This is a genomic window from Caulobacter segnis, assembly GCF_029543125.1.
GTDB classification, from domain to species: Bacteria; Pseudomonadota; Alphaproteobacteria; order Caulobacterales; family Caulobacteraceae; genus Caulobacter; species Caulobacter segnis_D.
In genome coordinates this window covers 527,077-545,941 of record NZ_JARQWW010000001.1, presented here as the reverse complement: position 1 = coordinate 545,941, position 18,865 = coordinate 527,077, and the positions used below count along the sequence as shown (strand labels likewise).

The 18,865-nt window shown below is 66.6% G+C and carries 17 protein-coding genes; 11 read left to right on the top strand and 6 right to left on the bottom strand.

Annotated elements, in window-relative coordinates; genetic code table 11:
* The first annotated feature begins 248 nt into the window (after positions 1 to 248).
* The 6 genes from P7B02_RS02695 (at position 249) to P7B02_RS02670 (ending at position 3,977) form a co-directional block, all read left to right on the top strand.
* The gene (locus P7B02_RS02695) at positions 249 to 467 is read left to right on the top strand and encodes a hypothetical protein (RefSeq protein WP_277784758.1); all 219 of its coding nucleotides are present in this window, start codon (positions 249 to 251) and stop codon (positions 465 to 467) included.
* A 133-nt stretch (positions 468 to 600) separates the two neighbouring features.
* The gene (locus tag P7B02_RS02690; RefSeq protein ID WP_277784757.1) at positions 601 to 1,380 is read left to right on the top strand and encodes a transglutaminase-like domain-containing protein; all 780 of its coding nucleotides are present in this window, start codon (positions 601 to 603) and stop codon (positions 1,378 to 1,380) included.
* A 224-nt stretch (positions 1,381 to 1,604) separates the two neighbouring features.
* Positions 1,605 to 2,246 (top strand): exopolysaccharide biosynthesis polyprenyl glycosylphosphotransferase, encoded by a 642-nt coding sequence (locus P7B02_RS02685; protein WP_277784756.1) that lies wholly within the window; start codon positions 1,605 to 1,607, stop codon positions 2,244 to 2,246.
* Positions 2,247 to 2,429: 183 nt separating this feature from the next.
* A complete protein-coding gene (locus P7B02_RS02680) occupies positions 2,430 to 2,843 on the top strand; it encodes a response regulator transcription factor (RefSeq protein WP_277784755.1) in 414 nt (137 codons plus the stop codon).
* A gap of 160 nt (positions 2,844 to 3,003) precedes the next feature.
* Entirely contained in the window at positions 3,004 to 3,537 is a 534-nt protein-coding gene (locus P7B02_RS02675; protein ID WP_277784754.1) for a DUF4199 domain-containing protein, read from the top strand.
* Between the two features lie 38 nt (positions 3,538 to 3,575).
* Complete coding sequence (locus tag P7B02_RS02670) at positions 3,576 to 3,977, top strand: GFA family protein (RefSeq protein ID WP_277784753.1); 402 nt, start codon at positions 3,576 to 3,578, stop codon at positions 3,975 to 3,977.
* Between the two features lie 41 nt (positions 3,978 to 4,018).
* Here P7B02_RS02670 and P7B02_RS02665 read toward each other — a convergent pair whose 3' ends face one another.
* The 6 genes from P7B02_RS02665 to P7B02_RS02640 all read right to left on the bottom strand — a co-directional run bounded on the left by P7B02_RS02665 (position 4,019) and on the right by P7B02_RS02640 (position 9,339).
* Positions 4,019 to 4,246: a hypothetical protein gene (locus P7B02_RS02665; protein WP_277784752.1), complete on the bottom strand. Its 228-nt coding sequence runs from the start codon at positions 4,244 to 4,246 to the stop codon at positions 4,019 to 4,021.
* Positions 4,247 to 4,396: 150 nt separating this feature from the next.
* Positions 4,397 to 6,124 (bottom strand): hypothetical protein, encoded by a 1,728-nt coding sequence (locus tag P7B02_RS02660; RefSeq protein WP_277784751.1) that lies wholly within the window; start codon positions 6,122 to 6,124, stop codon positions 4,397 to 4,399.
* Positions 6,125 to 6,140: 16 nt separating this feature from the next.
* Positions 6,141 to 7,031 carry a bile acid:sodium symporter family protein gene (locus P7B02_RS02655; protein WP_277784750.1) on the bottom strand — a complete coding sequence of 297 codons (891 nt, stop codon included), beginning with the start codon at positions 7,029 to 7,031 and terminating at the stop codon, positions 6,141 to 6,143.
* Between the two features lie 24 nt (positions 7,032 to 7,055).
* Positions 7,056 to 8,345, bottom strand: coding sequence for an NAD(P)/FAD-dependent oxidoreductase (locus tag P7B02_RS02650; protein WP_277784749.1), 1,290 nt, complete (start codon positions 8,343 to 8,345; stop codon positions 7,056 to 7,058).
* Positions 8,345 to 8,833: a DUF3830 family protein gene (locus tag P7B02_RS02645; RefSeq protein ID WP_277784748.1), complete on the bottom strand. Its 489-nt coding sequence runs from the start codon at positions 8,831 to 8,833 to the stop codon at positions 8,345 to 8,347. The genes P7B02_RS02650 and P7B02_RS02645 overlap by 1 nt, the downstream gene beginning before the upstream one ends.
* Before the next feature lie 134 nt (positions 8,834 to 8,967).
* The gene (locus tag P7B02_RS02640; protein WP_277785165.1) at positions 8,968 to 9,339 is read right to left on the bottom strand and encodes a MarR family winged helix-turn-helix transcriptional regulator; all 372 of its coding nucleotides are present in this window, start codon (positions 9,337 to 9,339) and stop codon (positions 8,968 to 8,970) included.
* A 402-nt stretch (positions 9,340 to 9,741) separates the two neighbouring features.
* Between P7B02_RS02640 and P7B02_RS02635 the strand changes: the two genes are divergently transcribed.
* From P7B02_RS02635 to P7B02_RS02615, 5 genes are all read left to right on the top strand, one after another.
* Positions 9,742 to 11,145: a M24 family metallopeptidase gene (locus P7B02_RS02635; RefSeq protein ID WP_277784747.1), complete on the top strand. Its 1,404-nt coding sequence runs from the start codon at positions 9,742 to 9,744 to the stop codon at positions 11,143 to 11,145.
* A gap of 22 nt (positions 11,146 to 11,167) precedes the next feature.
* On the top strand, positions 11,168 to 12,895 hold the full coding sequence (locus P7B02_RS02630; protein ID WP_277784746.1) for a hypothetical protein: 1,728 nt from the start codon (positions 11,168 to 11,170) through the stop codon (positions 12,893 to 12,895).
* A gap of 177 nt (positions 12,896 to 13,072) precedes the next feature.
* Positions 13,073 to 16,078 carry a TonB-dependent receptor domain-containing protein gene (locus tag P7B02_RS02625; RefSeq protein WP_277784745.1) on the top strand — a complete coding sequence of 1,002 codons (3,006 nt, stop codon included), beginning with the start codon at positions 13,073 to 13,075 and terminating at the stop codon, positions 16,076 to 16,078.
* A gap of 102 nt (positions 16,079 to 16,180) precedes the next feature.
* Positions 16,181 to 17,617 (top strand): M20/M25/M40 family metallo-hydrolase, encoded by a 1,437-nt coding sequence (locus P7B02_RS02620; protein WP_277784744.1) that lies wholly within the window; start codon positions 16,181 to 16,183, stop codon positions 17,615 to 17,617.
* Positions 17,607 to 18,836, top strand: a complete 1,230-nt coding sequence (locus tag P7B02_RS02615) for a M24 family metallopeptidase (RefSeq protein ID WP_277784743.1) — start codon at positions 17,607 to 17,609, stop codon at positions 18,834 to 18,836. Before P7B02_RS02620 ends, P7B02_RS02615 begins: the two co-directional genes overlap by 11 nt.
* Positions 18,837 to 18,865: the final 29 nt, after the last annotated feature.

Below are 18,865 nucleotides of genomic sequence, written 5' to 3'. Positions count from 1 at the left end.
ACCCCCGCCTTGCTATGCGAGGGAATCTGAGGCTTGCGACGGCGATGCGCGCGGGAAGTGCAAATGCACATTTCACCGCTACATGAGGCGCCGAATTTAGCAAGCAGCGCATTCCCCGTTTGGGGGATGGGGCGCTCAAAACCGCCGTGTGAAAGCCGCCGCAAGCCGGGCTGGCCTTACGAGACGAAGCGTCGCAGTGGCGTCCCGCCACATCCATCTCGAAGACGCCCGGGTGAATAAGCGCCCCCATGAGTTCCCAGTACCGCTTGGCGTCCGCGTTTTTTACCCTTGGCCTGATCTTGGGCGCTGCGACCGCCGTGTGCGGGTTCTTCGCCATGGTGGCGACAGGTTACGGCCTCGGCTTTTGGGTCGGCGCGGCGTTGACCTTGCTTGGTCTTGCGATGTGCTGGCTGGCGTTGAGCGCCAGACACATGCTGCGCTGGTGGCCCGGCAAGGCCGAAGACTGACCGCGCGCGGTCGGCGCCCTCTTGAGCGGCGCGTAAGCGGCGATCGTTCACCGCGGCCTGAAACTCCCCCGGCCGCGGCGGGTTTATGCGATGCGGCCAACGCCCCCGCACCCCGGGGGAGGGGAGTTAAGACATGCTCTTCGACGTCGAGGCCAGCCTCACCTACGATTTTGCGCAGCCCTGCGAGGTCCTGCTCATGGTGGAGGCGGCGCACGGGCCTGACCAGGCGGTCAGATCTTGGGCCCTGACGTTCTGGCCCAATGTCGACGCCGTCGGGCGCGACGATGTGGGCGATTATGAACGATGCACCGTCTTCAACGCCCACGGGCGGATCAACGCGCTCTATCGGGCCAGCGTGGAGGTGATGAAGCGTGATCACGATCTGACGGACGCGGTGGGCATGCCGATCCGTGACCTGCCCGCCTCTGTTCTCCCCTACCTGCGCGCCAGCCGCTTTTGTCCTTCCGATCGCATGGAGCGGTTTGTCGATCGTGAGTTCGGACATCTTGACGGCGGTCAGAAGGTCCAGGCCATCCTCGACTGGATCGGCGCCAACGTGGACTACCGCGCCGGCGTCAGCCACGCCCAGACGACGGCTCTCGACAGCTTCACGGACCGCGCGGGCGTCTGCCGTGACTTCACCCACATGGTGATCGCCATGTGCCGCGCCGCCGACATTCCCGCCCGCGCCGTCAGCGCCTATGCCTGGAAGCTGGAGCCGCCGGACCTGCACGCCATCGCCGAGGTCTATCTTGGCGGTCGATGGCGGCTGGTGGACGCCACGGCGCTTGCGCCCATCGAGGGCCTCGTCCGGGTCGCCACGGGCCGGGATGCGGCCGACATCGCCTTCATGACGATCTTCGGCAAGGCAACGCTCATCGAGCAGAGCTTCACGATAACGCCCAAGGTCTGAAAGCTCGCCCCGCTCCGGTCCGATGGGTGACACGCAATATGGGAGGTCGACTTCTTGGCTAGCCCGAAGTCGAGGCGGCGGAATCGCAATCAGACCACAGGCGCGGCAAATGTGCTGCAGCGCACAACCGCGAGTGGATTTTGGTTTACGAGGCGTTAAACTGCGCCTTCGATGTCATCTGTTCTTGTGACGCTCGTTATTCGGGCGCGGGACTAGGGTGGGGCATGTTCGACGCCGAGACCGCTGACGACCTGTTCGCCGCCGAGCGCGCGCCGGCCGCGGTGACGAGCGTGCTGAAGCGGGCCATGGATATCGTGGTGGCGCTGGGCATGCTGATCTTCACCCTGCCGCTCACCGTGCCCGCGGCGATCTTGGTGGCGCTGTCCTCCAAGGGCCCGATCCTGTTTCGTCAGCGCCGCACGGGGCTGAACGGCAAGACTTTCCTGATCCTGAAGTTCCGCTCCATGCGCGTGGCTGAAGCCGGCTCGTTCCGCCAGGCCACCCGCGATGACGACCGCATCACCCCCATCGGCCGCTTCCTGCGCCGCTCCTCCATCGACGAGCTGCCGCAGCTGATCAATGTGCTGAAGGGCGAGATGAGCCTGATCGGCCCGCGCCCCCACGCGGTGGACCACGACATCCTGTGCCGTGCGCAGGTGGCTGACTACGACGCCCGCTACATGGTTCGTCCGGGCCTTACGGGTCTTGCCCAGGTGGCCGGCCTTCGTGGCGAGTCCTGCGACAGCCTCATGAACGAGCGCGTGCGCATGGACGTATCCTATATCGAGAACTGGTCCATCGGCCTGGACTTCAAGATCTTCATCAAGACCGCCCTCGTCGTCCTCTTCCAGAAGACCGCTTACTGATCGTCGACGCTGGCATTCCAGCGACATCTGGGCGACTGATGATCACACCAACGCTGGCTACATTCGCTCGCAGCTCTGTTCAGTCTCCGGCGGCCCTGGCCGTCCCAAGGCATGTCGGCGATTATTCTTGATCGCCGCCGACGGGAAGATCAGATGCGGGCGAACGTCATCTCGGAAAACGCCGTGGCCCGAACGATCTTGTGCGCCGGTCTGATCTTCGCCTGCGGAGCCTTCGGCCTGGCCTGGTTCGAATGGCGGCATGTGTCGCTGCGCCTGCGGCCGGACCTTTATGTCGCAATCATCGCCATGATCTTCGCGGCGGGCGGCCTGTGGCTGGGCTGGCGGATCGCCGCGCGACGCCAGGGCCCGAACTTCCAGCGTAACGACGCGGCGGTGCGGTCGCTGGGGCTCACCGGACAGGAGCTGCGCGTTCTTGGCGCACTGGCGTCCGGACAGCCCAACAAGCAGATCGCGCGCGCCCTGGGCTTGTCGCCGAACACCGTAAAGACGCACCTGCGCAACCTGTTCGCCAAGCTGGGCTCCTCCACCAGAACCGGGGCGGTCGCCAGGGCGCGCGATCTCAGTCTCATCCCATAAGCCGACGACGGTCCTGCGGCGGCGACCTCCGCAATCTTCGCGGTCGCGGAGGCGCACCACACGAAGAGAGCTGCGATCGGGCGCAATTCACCCATTCGGGCGATAGGCGCCGGCCTCGCCGGGCGGCAGGCTCGGAGCACGATTTCGAGGGGAGGGCGCCATGACGCGCATCATCATCATCTACGGCCTCGTCGCCGGTCTGATCATCATCAGCGGCATCATCGCCACGGTGGCCGCGGGCGGCGACCAGCCGCACGGCAATGTCTGGCTGGGCTATCTCATCATGCTGCTCGGCATGGCCGCCGTCTTCATAGGCGTGAAGCAGCACCGGGACCGGACGCTGGGCGGCGTGATCCGCTTCCTGCCGGCCTTGGGCGTGGGCCTGGCGATCTCCGTTATCGCCTCGCTGGCCTATGTCGCCGTCTGGGAAGTCTATCTGGCGGCGACCGACTATGTCTTCATGGATCGCTACGTGGCCGCCACTCTGGCTCAGCGCAGAGCCGAAGGTCTCTCCGGCGAGGCCTATGGGCGGCTCGAGGCGCAGTTGTCGGGGATGGCGCAGGCCTATCGCTCGCCGCTCTATCGGATGCCGGTGACCTTCGCCGAGATCTTTCCGGTGGGCCTGCTGGTCTCGATCGTCAGCGCCGTGCTCTTGCGCAACAGTCGCGTTTTGCCGGCGCGGCGTCGGTCCTGAGCGGAAAACGTTCAGGCAGAGACGACAGGAGGAAACGCGTGCTTGAAGGAACGTGTCATTGCGGACAGGCGGGATGGACCCTCGTGGGCGATCCGGGGTCGGTCACCGCGTGCAACTGCACGCTTTGCCGGCGCTACGGGGCGCTATGGGCCTACGACTACGAAGGCGGGCGCATCGCAGTTCATGGGGTCACCAAGAGCTATCGGCGCATCGGCAAGCAAGACCCCGCCCTGGAGATGGTGTTCTGTCCCGACTGCGCCTGCGTCCTTTACTGGCGTGGTCTGCGCCTGGAGCCCGACGGTCGACGCAGGATGGCGGTCAATCTGCGTCTGGCGGACCTCGCGGGCGTCGCGGATCTCAAGATCGATCACTTCGACGGTCTGGACAGCTTTGATGATCTTCCGTCACAGGGACGCTGCGTGAGAGATCTTTGGGCCTGAAAGCGCCGGCGCCGCTGGGAGGCGGCCAAGGATGTGCGGCGTCAGGCCGGGATGATCCGCTCGCCGTGCTCTCGCCGCCAGGCGCGCGACCGAAGGCGCGGCGCGATGATCAGCGCGGCGGGCGCGGCGACGACGAAGGTCGCCGCGATCACCGGGAAGAAGAGCTCGGCGGGGGCGCGCAGGGCCGCCAGCGGCACGAAGCCCAGGCCGAAGACGACGGCCTGAACCATCGGGTAGATCAAAAGGGCGATGGCCAGATTGGTGCGCACGGGTCGTCTCCTCACCGATGGGACATGCGCTGACAACGCTCCGGGCACGCGATCGATCAACGACTTGATCGAGATCAAATCGCCGGACCGGGCGGCCGACGCAGGCAAGGCCCGCGCCGATCGGTGCGGGATGCCGGGTCGTGCCGCAAGTCAGTATCGCCAGCTGGTGAGGTCCGCCCCCTTTGGCGCGGTCTGCTCGATGCGCTTGAGGATCTTGGGCAGGTAGAAGGTGTTGTAGCGCAGCCGTGAGATGGCGATGGGATTGGCCTGGTCGCCGTTCCAGCAGTGCTCCGCGCGGTCCCCATAGGTGACCTCGCCGCCGTAGGGCGGATCGGTCTTCTTGAGGAAGTCCTCCATCAGATAGACGGCGTTGTTGAGGTAGTAGTTGTCCATGTCGCCGACATGGATGTTGATCTTGCCCTGCAGCTTGGGTCCGAGCGTCTTCCAGTCGCGCTCCAGGATGTGGCGCAGGTCATAGTTCTCGCGCCAGTAGGAAAGCACCGACTTGTCGATGATGCCGGTCGTCTTGTCCCAAAGGGGGATCGGATAGCCGTCCTCGCCTTGCGGCGAATAGACCGCAAAGAACGCATCCCATTGCGCCCCGGAGCGGACCTTCGAGCCGAGCACCCGCTCGTAGCGGTTCTCCATCTCATTGGTGTGGCTCACATGGCCCAGATAGTTGCGGCCCACGGGACGCTCGACCTTGCCGAATGGGCCGATGCGCCAAAAGGCGTTTTCGTCCTTGTAGATGTCCACCACCTTGAACTGGCGAAAGTCCACGCTGTCGGGGCAGGCGGCGTAGGCGCCGTTATAGTCGTCGGGATACTTGACCTGGACGCCCAGGGCCTCCCAGCCGCCGGTGGATCCGCCATAGAGGAACCGCGCCCAGCCGGCCCCCAGGCCCCGGTACTTCTTCTCCAGGGCGGGGATGAACTCGTGGGTGATGGCGTCGCCATAGGGGCCGATGTTGGCCGAGTTCACCGCATAGCTATCGTCATAGTACGGGTTGGAGTGGTCGATCTCCACGATCAGCATGCGCGGGAACTTGTCCGACACCCACTGCTGATAAAAGGCGTAGGCCTCCTCCTGCTCGGTCTTGTTGTAGCAAGGCAGGTTGAAGCGCTCCGAATAGACGCACTTCAGGTTCGGATCGGGCGGGGTGGTGCGAAAGCCGCCGAAGTCGTCGGGGAAGTGGCCGTGGAAGATGGCCAGCGGATACTTGGCCTCCGGATGCTTGTCGAAATCCTTGGGCACCAGCACGTGGCCGCGGATGAAGGTGTCGCGGCCCCAGAACTTCGACAGCTTCTCGCTGCGGATCTTGAAGTGGCGGACGAACTCGGTGTCCTTGGGCTCCTCGATGGCCGGATTGACCTTGTCGAGCACCACCTCGATCTGGCCGCCCTTCGCAGGGTCGAAGTCGATCTGCTTGGGCGTGGAGACCAGGTTGCCGGGCTCCTTGCGCCAGTTCTGGCCCGCGCCCCGGGCGGCCGGCAGCTTCACCGTCTTGCCGTTCTCAAGGGTGTAGGTGTCGTACTTGTGCAGGACCGCCTGCACGAAGTAGCGGCCGGCGGGAACCTGCGACAGGTCCTCAGCCGGGAATCCGGTCTCGGTGAGGGAGATGAGCGTCGAGCCCCCGCGCGCCAGGCCGTCCACATCCACGCCGACGATCTGGGCGGAGCTGAAGGTGCGGTCCACCTGATTGATCGGCTCGGAGGCGCCCTTGGGCGTCAGCACCAGCAGCACCCGGCCGTCATAGATGCTCTGGGGCGCGGTCGAAGGGACGACGACCTTGAAGGTCTGCGCACCGGCTTTCGCGGCCACGCCGGACAGCCCGCCCGAGATGAGGAGGCCCAAGGCCAAGGTGAGGGCGGGTTTCATCCGAAGACTCCGGGTTTTAGGGGCGCACCTCCCCGGGCGGGGGGCGACGAAGACGCAGGGGCGCGAAGAGCGCCGCGCAGACGGCGAGCCCCACGAAGGTGTTGATGATCAGCGGCACGGCGATGTCCGGCGCGCCCAGCACGCTGACGGCGATGAAGATGGCCGTGCCCTCCTGCCGCACCATGTGGCTGCAGATCACCGCGGCGCTGTCGGGGTCGTTCAGGGCTGCGGCGCGCGCGATCACCAGGCCGATGGCGGCGTTGATCAGGTTGACCAGCAGGACAAGGCCGACGATCAGCCCCATGGTGTCGGCGAGCACCGCCCGCTGGCGGGCGGCCACCCAGGCGAAGACCAGGACCAGAAGAACCGAGCCGGCCGTCTTGAGCGGGATGGAGAGCCTGGCCAGGTCCGGCGCCGCGCGCGCGCAGACGAGGCCCGCGCTCACCGGCGCGACCGTGACCAGGGCCACCTTCCAGAAGAGGTCGGCGGTGGGCGCCGATATGCGGCGCGACTCGCCGAACGCGATCTCCACCGCGTAGTGCGCCACCAGCGGCGCGGCGAACACATAAAGGCCGCTGACGATCACCGTCAGGGCGATGGAGAGCGCCGTGTTGCCCCGACAAAGGTCGGTGGCGACATTGGCCAAAATGCCCACCGGGCAGGTGGCCAGAAGCACCAGGCCCACGGCCGAGGCCGGCGTCGGCGCCAGGGCGACCGCGACGGCCACACCCGCCAGGGGCACCACAAAGACGATCCCGACGAGGCCCGCGGCCAGGGGGCGACGGTCGATCGCAAGATTGAGGAAGGCGCGAGGACGAAGCGACAGGCCGATGGCGAACATGATCGCCGCCAAAGAGGCCGGCAACAGCACGCTCTCGGCGATGTTCGCGAGGACCAGCCCGCCCATGATGCGTTCCCCTGGCGCACACGTTCAGGAGTCCTTGCCTAGCAAGCGGCCGCGGGCTTGTCTCATCGCTCGGCCCAGGCGCAGCATCAATCCGGGGACATGGCGCATAAAGGGCACACGCCCGATCCGGCCCGGCCGCTCCATGGCGATCGCCGGGCGATAGCGTCCGTCGCTCAGCAGCATGCGGGCGATCTCGCGGCCGACGATGGCGTTGGTGGCGATGCCTCGGCCGTTGCAGGCCTGAACGGCGAGCAGACCCTCGTCGAGCGCCACGATGCGCGGAAGCAGGCTGCTGTTGATCCACGCCACCCCCTCCCAAAGATGCTCGATCCGCACGGGCTCGTAGGCGTCGAGCATGCCCGCCAGCCGCCGGTTGACCGCCTGCTCGATCGCCTCGGCCGTCGCCTCCTGCTTGACCGGATAGAAGGTCACCAGGCGCTCGCCCTCCGCAAAGCGGATGGAGAAGATGTCGAGCTCCAGGTCGGTCAGCGATTGCCCCCCGGGCAGCACCGACGCGCGCAGGCGGTGCGAGACCGGCGCCGTGGCCAGTTCATGGACGCGCATGGGCAGCACGGTGGCGTCCAGGCTCGGATGAAGGAACTGGTTTCCGCCGTTGGCGCAAAGCACGATCTTGTCGGCCTCCACCACGCCGCCGCCGGCCTCCAGGCGCCAGCGTGCTCCGACGCGCTCCAGGGCCGTGGCGGGGCTGTGATGGAAGAGGGCGGCGCCGGTCTCCACCGCCCGGGCGGCCAGACCCGCGGCCAGCTTGAGCGGATTGACCCCGCCGCCGCTGGCGTCGAGCACGGCGGCCCCGTAGCCGACGCATCCGGTCATGGCGTGCGTGGCGTCCGCGTCCAGGACGCTGAGGTCCTGGCGAAAGGGACGCCACTCCTCCACCACCTGTTGCAGGCGCTCGGGAGCGTTAGCCCCGCGCGCCGGCGCGATGAAGCCGTAGGGACGCGCGTCGCAGTCGATCTCGAGCGCACGGATCAGATCGAACAGATGCCCGCCGCTCTCGCCGACCAGGCCAAGCCAGCTGGCCCCGAGTTCCGGTCCCAGCTTCTCGAGGACCTTGACGGGCGTGGTGCGCACCAGCTGCGGGGCGATGATGCCGGCGCTGGCGCCCAGGGCGCCCGCGCCCGGGGTCAGGGCTTCCACAACGCAGACCGTCCGGCCCGCCGCCGCCAACTCGCAAGCCAGGCTGAGGCCCGCGATGCCCGCGCCCACGATGGCGATCTCGGCGTCCTGGCGGCCGTCGAGCGTCGGCCGCGGCGCCGGTCCGCCGCCGACCGCGCCCCAGAGCGACCTGCGCATCATGGCTCGAGGTCCAACATCAGCTCGCAAGCGCCGTTCTGGCGAATACGTCGCGCCGCTTCGGCTAGGCCCGACAAGTCCTCGGCCAGAACCTGGGCGCAGAGCGAGCCTTCGATCCAGCCGCCCGGGAAGAACAGGCGGCCGTCGTCGCCATAAAAGACGCCAAGGTCGAGACCGCCTTCGGCGAAGGGACGCGTGGGACCGACCGGCCCTGGTGTGAAGGGAGTGAGAACAAGATCGCCCGCCGACGGATGACGCACCGGGTTCTCGACCGTCAGGCGGTCAAGATCGATGCCAAGGGGCAGATCCTTGCCGGGCAGCGGGCATGAGATTTCGGGGCCCGTCCACATCGCGTGCAGGGCTGCACGCCGAAGACCCTGGCGGGCCAGGACGACGAGCGCCGCGCAAGCGCCGGGCGCTTGCTCCTCAAGCAGATTGAAGCGCGCATTCAGCCCGGAGCGTGGCTCGCTCAGCCTCAAGCGCGTCATTGCGCGCACCCGTGCGTGCGTCTTTCGACCGACATGCGCCCCCCGATCACAGTCGTGAAACTACGACCATTATCACGCAATTGGGGGTGAACAAATCGATCTTGTCTAGCGGTTCCGACGAAACTGCGTCGTGCCTATTCCAGCGGCGAGCGGCTGAGATTGGCGCTCATGATCTGCAAGGTGCCCACCAGGCGGGTCAGTTCGGCATGGCTGATTCCTTCGGTGGCCCGGGCGATCAGCTTGGCGATCATCGGGGTGAGCGTATCGAGCAGGGCCTTGCCCTGCGGCGTCATGCGCACCTCGGTGACGCGGCCGTCCCCGCCGCCCTGGCCGGTGGCCACCAGGCCCATCTGGGTCATCTTGTCGACGATCCGGCTGACAGTTGTCCGTTTGATGAGAGCGGTGTCGGCCAAGAAGGTGACGCTGCTGGGCTGGTACTCGCGAAGAACGGTCAAGATTCGGTAGATCGGCCTTGTAATTCCATGTCTTTGGAGCGTTCGCTCCATCGCGTCATGATACATGAAATCGGCATGGGCGATCAGGTAGAACGGCGAGTTCGACAAGCGAAACGTCGCGCTGGAGGGGTCGAACATGGAGGTCGGGTTCAAGTGAGCGTCCTTTTGGCGTTCGCCTCTATACGGGCGAACGCGGGTCGTCGAAAGGGCTCGGATTTTCGTGTCTCCGAACCGGCCGCACCTCGATCGGCTCTTGCCGACCACGCGCTGAGATCTTGAGCGGCGTCTCGAGCGGGGCGATGCCCGCCAGAGGCGGCCGAGACCCGCCTTGTGAACGCTGATCGGGCGCCGGGCAAGATGCGCCTCCAAAGTGTGACGTTCGCTTGACATGATTTTCAAGATGCGCCCATTCTCACGCAAATTGACGATCTGTTCATCGTCATGGGGGGTAATATGTCCGGCGTTATCAAGAACCGAAATCTCAAGGCGGCCTGGGCCGCGGCAGTCGCCGCCGCCTTGGCGCCGCTTGCCGCGACGGGCGTGGCGACCGCAGCCGAGCCGCCGGTCATTCCCATGAGCGAGGTGGAGCAGGCCAAGCCGGCCATGCCCCCGATCCTGACCATGCGCGAGCGGGCCAAGGTGCAAAACCGGCTCCTGGCCGAGCGTCTGGACACCGTCGTGCCGCGCCTCATGCGCGAGCAGAAGATCGACATGTGGGTCCTGGTGGCCCGCGAGTATTTCGAAGAGCCCGTCATCGCCACCATGCTCAACGCCGAGAGCATGCACGCGCGCCGCCGCACCATCCTGGTCTTCTATGATCCGGGCGAGGGCAAGCCCATCGAGCGTCTGACCGTCAGCCGCTATGGGCTGGGCGGCCTTTTCAAGGCCGCCTGGGTTCCGGAACAGCAGCCTGATCAGTGGAAGGCGTTCGCCGACATCGTCGCGGCCCGCAATCCGCAGAAGATCGCCATCAACACATCGGCCCTGACTGCGTTCGGCGACGGCATGACCCTCAGCCAGTACGGGGAGATGACCAAGGCGCTCGATCCGAAGTTCAAGGACCGCATCGTCTCCGGCGAAGCCTTATCCGTAGGGTGGCTGGAGACCCGCACGCCCGCCGAGATGGCGATCTATCCGGGCATCCTGCGCCTGGCCCATTCGATCATCGCCGAGGCCTTCTCCAGCCAGGTGATCAAGCCCGGCGTGACCACGACCGCCGATGTGGTCTGGTTCTATCGCGAACGTCTGGCGCGTCTTGGCCTGATCGCCTGGTTCCAGCCTTCCATCGCCGTGATCCGTCAGGGCCACAAGGACATGCTGGAAGGCGACACCGTCATCCAGAAGGGCGACATGTTGTGGACCGACTTCGGCATCACCTATCTGCGCCTCAACACCGACACTCAGCATCTGGCCTATGTGCTCAAGGATGGTGAGACCGATGCGCCGGCCGGCCTGCGGGCCGGTCTGGCCCAGGCCAACAAGGTGCAGGACGCGCTTTTGTCCTCCTACAAGGTGGGCTTGAGCGGCAACCAGATCCTCAAGGCGGCGCGCGACAAGTCGATCGCCCAGGGGCTTAAGCCCTCCATCTACACCCATCCGCTCGGCTACCACGGCCATGCCGCCGGGGCCTCCATCGGCATGTGGGACAACCAGAACGGCGACGACAAGGGCGAGTGGATCGTGCGCGGCGACACCGCCTGGTCCATCGAACTGGCCGCCTACGCCAAGGTGCCAGAGTGGGGCGGCGAGGAGGTGCAGTTCCGCACCGAGGAGAACGCCTTCTTCGACGGCCAGAGCGTCCGCTTCCTGGACGGACGCCAGACGAAGATCACGCTGATCGGGCCGGGCGCCCACTAGGGCGCGGGTTCAAGGGGGAAATATGATGCGACGGATCAAGACTCTGGCGGTTGGCGGCGCGCTCGCCGCCCTGGCGCTGGCGGCTCAGCCGGCGTCGGCCGAGAGCTTCAAGGTGACAATTCCCAAGGGAACGCCGCAAGGCGCCTATGACGGCCGGGTGATGGTCATCCTGACCCCGGACGGCAAGACCGAGCCCAAGGATCAGACAAGGCCTGACTATTTCGGCGCCCAGATGTTCGGTGTGAACGTGGACGGCCTCAAGTCCGGCCAGTCGACGCGTGTGGGGCAAGGGGTGCTCGGCTTCCCGGCTGAGGACCTGTCGCAGGTTCCGGCCGGCCGCTACTTCGTGCAGGCGGTCCTGCACAAGTACGACACCTACACCCTTGAGAACGGCAAGACGGTGAAGCTGCCGGCCGCCCGGGGCGCGGGCCAGAACTGGCGCAAGGAGCCCGGCAACCTGGTCTCCACGCCCAAGCAGATCGACTTCGATCCTGCGAAGGGCGGCGAGATCGAGGTGGTTCTGGACCGGGTCAATCCGGCCATCGAGGAGCCCAAGGACACCGAGTTCGTCCGCCACTTCAAGATCCGCAGCGAGAAGCTGTCGAAGTTCTGGGGCCGCGACACCTTCATCCGCGGCCACGTCCTGGTGCCCAAGGATTTCGACAAGCATCCGGAGGCCAAGTATCCGCTGGCCATCTTCCACGGCCACTTCCCCGACGACTTCGGCGGCTTTCGCACCACGCCGCCCGATCCGAACCTGAAGTGCGTCTATTCGGAGCGCTTCAACCTGCCTTGCTACAACAAGACCGAGCAGGAGGAGGCCTACGCCTTTTATCAGCAGTGGGTGTCGGACAAGTTCCCGCGCATGCTGATCGTGGAGATCGACCACTCCAACCCGTACTATGACGATAGCTATGCGGTGAACTCGGCCAATATCGGCCCTTACGGCGACGCCATCACCCACGAGTTCATCCCCGCCCTGGAGAAGAAGTATCGGGGCCTGGGCGCCGGCTGGGCGCGGTTCCTCTACGGCGGATCCACCGGCGGCTGGGAGGCCCTGGGCGTCCAGGTCAAGTATCCCGACGACTATAACGGCGCCTACGCCGCCTGCCCGGATCCGATCGATTTTAGGCAGTTGATGGTCACCAACATCTACGAGGACAAGAACGCCTACTGGCGTGAAGGGCCCTTCACGCGCATCGCCCGTCCCGGCAAGCGCAACTATCTGGGCCACGTTCCTTACACGATGGAGATGGAGAACCGCTGGGAGCTGGTGATGGGCGACAAGACCCGGTCCGGCGGCCAGTGGGACATCTGGGAGGCCGTGTTCTCGCCCATGGGCGACGACGGCTACCCGCAACGCATCTGGGACAAGCGCACCGGCGTCATCGACCCCAAGGTCGCCGCCTACTGGCGTGAAAACTATGACCTGCGCCACATCATGGAGCGTGACTGGAAGACGCTCGGACCCAAGCTGCAGGGCAAGGTCAACATCTATGTCGGCGACATGGACAACTTCTACCTGAACAACGCCGTCTATCTGATGGAGGACTTCCTCAAGAAGACCGATCCGCCCTACGGCGGCGAGGTGACCTACGGCGATCGCGACGAGCACTGCTGGAACGGCGACAAGGCCAACCCGATCGCCATCTCACGCCTGCGCTACAACACCTTCTACCTGCCCAAGATCCTGAAACGCATCGAGCAGACCGCGCCCAAGGGGGCCGATCTGACCAGCTGGCGGTACTGACCGACCCACCGCCGGCGACACGTTCCACCCAAGCTTAAGGCCAGGCCGCTTCGACACCCGAAGCGGTCCACGCCCGAACCTTGCTCCAGCCTTGCCGGATGCCCGGCTCAGCCAAATCCATAGGGGGATAAAATGGCTTCTACCAAAAGACCGTACGCGACCTTGAGAGGCGCGCTGTTGGCGACCAGCCTGTTCGGGGGAATGGCGGTCGCTGATCAAGCCTTCGCCCAGGATGACGCTGTCGTCGAAGAAATCATCATCACCGGCACGCGCATCCGCTCGGCCAATGTCGAGAGCGTCAGCCCCATCGTCCAGATCGGCGGCGAGGAGTTCGCCGCGCGCGGCGCGACCCGCACCGAGGATCTGGTCAACGCCCTGCCGCAGGTGTTCGCCGCTCAAGGCTCGGCGGCCTCCAACGAGGCCACCGGCACGGCGCAGGTCGACCTTCGCGGCCTGACACCCTCGCGCACGCTCGTTCTGGTCAACGGCCGGCGCCTGCCATACGGCTCGCCCAAGTCGACCCCGTCGGACCTCAACCAGGTGCCCGCCGCGCTGATCAAGAACGTCGAGGTCCTGACCGGCGGCGCTTCGGCCGTCTACGGTTCGGACGCCATCGCCGGCGTGGTCAACTTCCAGCTCCTCGACAACTTCGAGGGCATCAAGCTTGGGGCGGCCTTCTCGACCTTCCAGCACAACAACGACCGCGGCGGTCTGCGCGACCTTCTTGATCAAAACAACGCGCGCCTGCCGGGCGAGTATCTGAAGCCGGACAAGAACGTCTGGAACGGCTTCACCCAGGACTATTCGATCATCGCCGGCGTCAACAGCGCTGACGGCGACGGCAACATCACCGCCTACGCCACCTACCGCAAGGTCGACGCGATCTTGCAGAAGGATTTCGACTACAGCGCCTGCGCGCTCGGCACGACCGGTCCCAACGGCAGCCAGTATTCGTGCTCGGGCTCGGGCTACAACAACCCGGCCAACTTCTCCAACACCGCGGTTCTCAGCGGCGTGCCCACCGCGTTCCGCAGCTCCAACGGGACCTTCGTCGCCGGCACCCAGACCTTCAACTTCGCGCCCTACAACTACTATCAGCGCCCCGACCAGCGTTACACGCTCGGCGCCATCGGCCACTACAAGATCAACGACATGATCGAGCCCTACTTCGAGGTGGGCTTCATGGACGACCGCTCCACCGCCCAGATCGCTCCGGGCACGGTGGCCGGCGGGATCTTCGGCAGCGCCGGCGGCATCAACTGCGACAACCCGCTGCTCAGCGCCCAGCAGGCCAATTTCCTGTGCACCGCCGGCGGACGCTCCACGGGCAGCAACTATGACGCCTCCGGCGCCTATCTGGGTCCGCAAAGCATCGCCAACGGCATCGTTCTGCAACGGCGCAACGTCGAGGGCGGCACGCGTCAGGACGACATCCGCCACACCACCTTCCGCTTCGTGGGCGGTCTGCGCGGCCAGTTGAACGAGGCGTTCAGCTACGACGTCTTCGCCTCCTACGCCAATGTCAGCTACCGGTCGCGCTTCACCGGCGACGCCAACCAGCAGCGCGTGGCCAACGCCCTGAACGTGGTCACCGACCGCCGCGCGGGCTCGGCCACCTTCGGCCAGGCGGTCTGCGCCATCAACGCCGACGCCAATACCGGCAACAATGACGCCAAGTGCTCGCCGCTGAACTACTTCGGCGCCAACGCCAGCGCCGCGGCCATCGACTACATCGCCGAGTCCAAGGGCATCACCGGCGACACCGCCCTGACCGACATCGTCTTCTCGATCAGCGGGGACCTTGGCAAGTACGGCGTCACGAGCCCGTTCGCGCAGAACGGCGTGGGCATCGCCTTCGGCGCCGAATACCGCAAGAACACCCTCGATCTGGTGCCGGACGAGGCCTACCAGAACGCGGTCAGCCCTGAGTACCCGGTCAACGGCACGACCTCGGCCAAGGAGCTCTTCGGCGAAATCAACGCCCCGCTCGTGGAGGGCCGCACCGGCATCCACCTGCTGTCGGTGGAGGGCGCCTATCGCTACTCGGACTACAACACCGGCTTCAAGACCGACGCTTTCAAGGCGGGCCTGAACTGGTCGCCGGTGCGTGAGCTGCGTCTGCGCGGCTCCTACCAGCGCGCCGTGCGGGCTCCTAATGTCGTCGAGCTGTTCTCGTCGCAAAGCCTGTTCGAGGCGGAGCTGACCGAACTGGCCAACGGCCTCTACGATCCGTGCGCCGGCGCAACGCCGTTCGCCACGGCGGCCCAGTGCGCCCGCACCGGGGTCAGCGCCACCCAGTACGGCAATGTCATCGACAACCCGGCCGGGCAGTTCAACTCGCTGATCGGCGGCAATCCGGACCTCGACCCGGAAAAGGCCGACACCTACTCGCTGGGCGTCGTCGCTCAGCCGAGCTTCGTGCCGGGCCTGACCGTTTCGGTGGACTACTTCAGCATCAAGGTGGCCGACATGATCGGCTCGGTGAACCCTGGCCTGGCCATGAACAACTGCCTGGCCAGCGGCGATCCCTACTTCTGCAGCCTGATCCAGCGCGGTCCGGGCGGCAGCCTGTGGCTGACCGACGAGGGCTACTTCAAGCGGTTCAACATCAACACCGGCTCGCTGAAGACCTCGGGCGTCGACCTTTCGGTGGACTACCGCCTGAACCTGGCCAACTTCGGCCTCGACAGCATGGGCGCCGTCAACTTCAACCTCGTGGGCACCTGGCTCGACAAGTACGAGACCAAGCCGCTGCCGAACTCGCCGGAAGCGGACGTCTATGAGTGCTCGGGTCTCTACGCCGGCCTGTGCGGCCGTCCGCGCCCCGAATGGCGTCACAAGCTGCTGGCCAGCTGGAACTCGCCCTGGAACGTCCAGCTGAACGCCACCTGGCGCTATATCTCGGAGGTGAAGATCTCCCAGACCAGCAGCCAGCCGGCCCTGGCCGGCAGCTTCTCGCAGCTCAATGAGAAGCTCGGCGCACGCAGCTACTTCGACCTGTCGGCGGCCTACACGCTGCGCGAGGGCGTCGATCTGCGCCTGGGCGTCAACAACCTCTTCGACAAGGACCCGCCGCTGACCACCACGGCGGCCATCGAGGACGGCGGCAACGGCAACACCTACCCGCAGTTCTACGACGCCATGGGCCGCTATCTGTTCGGCGCCATCACGGTGGCGTTCTAAGAAGGTTCGGCGGCCGGTCGTTGACCCGCCCGACCGCCGCACTCCGCCTTGCGGGCCTTGCCCTTGGGCAGGCCCGCAAGGTCCCCTATCGCGAGGTTCATCATGTCGATCTTCAAGTCCCGTCTGCTGGCCGCCGCCGTCGCCGCCTCCGCCATGCTCGCCCAGGCCAGCGCGGCGGGCGCCGCGCCGGCGGGGCCGATCCCCACCGACGCCGACCGCGCGGCGGCGCGTGAACTGCTCAAGACCCTGGTGTCCATCCCCAGCGCCAAGGGGCGGGGACAGGTCCCCAAGGTGGTGGACGTTCTGGACGCTCGCCTCAGGGCGTCAGGCTTCGCCGCCGAGGACATCGTGCGCGTGCCCGTCGACATCGACGGCGAGCGCACCGAAGGCCTGATCGTCCGTTACAAGGGCAAGGCCGGCGCCAAGAAGCCCGTGGCGCTCTTGGCCCACATGGACGTGGTCGACATCGCCCCCGGCAGCTGGGCGACCGATCCTTACGTTCCCGTCGAAAAGGACGGCTACCTCTACGCGCGCGGCTCCACCGACAACAAGTTTGCGGTCACGGTGCTCACCGAGACCTTCGCCCGTCTCAAGCGCGCAGGCTGGACGCCCGACCGCGACCTTTTCCTCGCCTTCAGCGGCGACGAGGAGACCGGCATGCTGTCCACCCGCCAGGTCATCGCCCACCCGATGATGAAAGGCGTGGAGTACGCCCTGAACGCCGATGCGGGCGTGGGCATGCTGAGCAAGGATCTCAAGCCGATCGCCTTCAGCATGCAGGCGGCCGAGAAGACCACGGCGACCTTCGAGCTGGCCGCCGCCAATCCCGGCGGGCACAGCTCCGCCCCGCGGCCGGACAACGCCATCTATGAGCTGGCCGATGCGCTCAAGGCCGTGCAGGCTGTGAGCTTCCCCGTGGAGCTCAACGAGATCACCCGCCCCATGGCCGCCAAGATGGCCAAGGACGAGGGCGGCGCCTTGGGCGCGGCGCTGGAGCGTCTGCTGGTGGATCCCACCGATGCGGCCGCCATCGCCGAGGCCAAGCGTCACCCCAATTCCAGCAACATCCTGTGGACCACGTGCGTCGCCACCATGCTGCGCGCCGGCAACGCACCCAACGCCCTGCCCACCGGCGCGGTCGCCACGGTCAACTGCCGCATCCTGCCGGGGACGCCCGCCGCGGCGGTGCAGGCCAAAATCCAGACCGCCGTCGGCCCCCGGATCAAGATCAGCCTGGTGGGCGAGGCGGTGGAGAGCCCGATCTCACCGGTGCGCAAGGACATCCTGGCCGCCCTGCAGACGGCGACCAACGCCACCTGGCCGGGCGTGACCCTCGAGCCGAGCCTGTCGTCGGGCGGCACCGAGGGACGCGAGTACCGCCGCGCGGGCGTTCCCACCTATGGCGCCGGCAGCCTGGGCCTGGTCTTCCCCGACGACATGCGCGCCCATGGCGCAAACGAGCGTCTGCCGCTGGCGTCCTTCGACAAGGAGCTGACCTACTGGAACGTGCTGCTCGGGGAGATCGCCGGTGGGCGGTGACCTCATCCGTCCGCATCGTCGCGGAATAATGGCGGGTCTCGTCCTGGCGGCTTCGGCGCCGGCGACCGGCTTCGCCGGGGCGCGGCCGGCGCCGATCAGCGGCGAGGAGCGCGCCCGGCGCATCGCCAAGGCGCAGGGGCTGCTTGGGCAAGCGGGGCTTGCGGCCCTGATCGTCGAGCCCGGCTCCACCATGATCTACTTCTGCGGCGTCTCCTGGTGGCTGAGTGAGCGGCCGACCCTGCTGATGATCCCCCGCGAGGGGGAGGCGCAGATGATCACCCCCGCGTTCGAGGAGGATCGCCTGCGCGAACTTTTGGCCATACCGGCGGACGTGCGGGTGTGGCAGGAGCACGAGGATCCTTACGCCCTCGTCGCCGGCTGGCTGACGGACCGCAAGATCACCTCCGGCAAGATCGCCTTCGACGCCGGCGTCCGCCATTTCGTGTCGGACGCAATTCTCAAGGCTGCGCCGGGCGTCAGCGGGGTGAGCGGCGCGTCCGTGGCGGATGGCTGCCGGATGATCAAGTCTCCCGCCGAGATCGCCCTCATGCAGGCGGCCACCGACATCACCATCGCCGCCTATCGCAAGGTGGGCGCCGCCATCGCCGCCGGCATGACCCGGCAGGACATCACCGCCGCCATGCATGCCCGGATGGCGCAGCTGGGCGGCGCCACGCCGGCCGGCGAGGCCACCATCGATGCGGCCACGAGCTTCCCCCACGGCAGCCCCCGGCCGCAGGTGGTGCGCGAAGGCTCCATCGTCCTGATGGACTTCGGCTGCACCGTGGAGGGCTATCACGCCGATGTCTCGCGCACCTGCGTGTTCGGCGCGCCGAGCGCGGCGGTCCGCAAGGTGTGGGCTGACGTGCGCCAGGGACAGCAGGTGGCCTTCGCCGCAGCCGGGGTGGGCCGTCCTGCGGGCTCGGTGGATGACGCCGTGCGCGCCTTCTACGCTTCGCGCGGCTACGCTCGGGGGTACGCCACGCCGGGCCTGACCCATCGCACCGGTCACGGCATCGGTCTGGATGTCCACGAGCCGATCAACTTCGTGCACGGGGAGCTGACGCCCTTGGCGCCAGGCATGTGCTTCTCCAACGAGCCCGGCATCTATGATCCGGGCCGGTTCGGGGTGCGGATCGAAGACTGCCTCTACATGACCGCGCAGGGCCCCCGCTGGTTTTCGAAGCCGCCGTCGTCCATCGACGCGCCTTTCGACTGAAGCTCGGGGGGGCGACCGCAGTGGTAAAC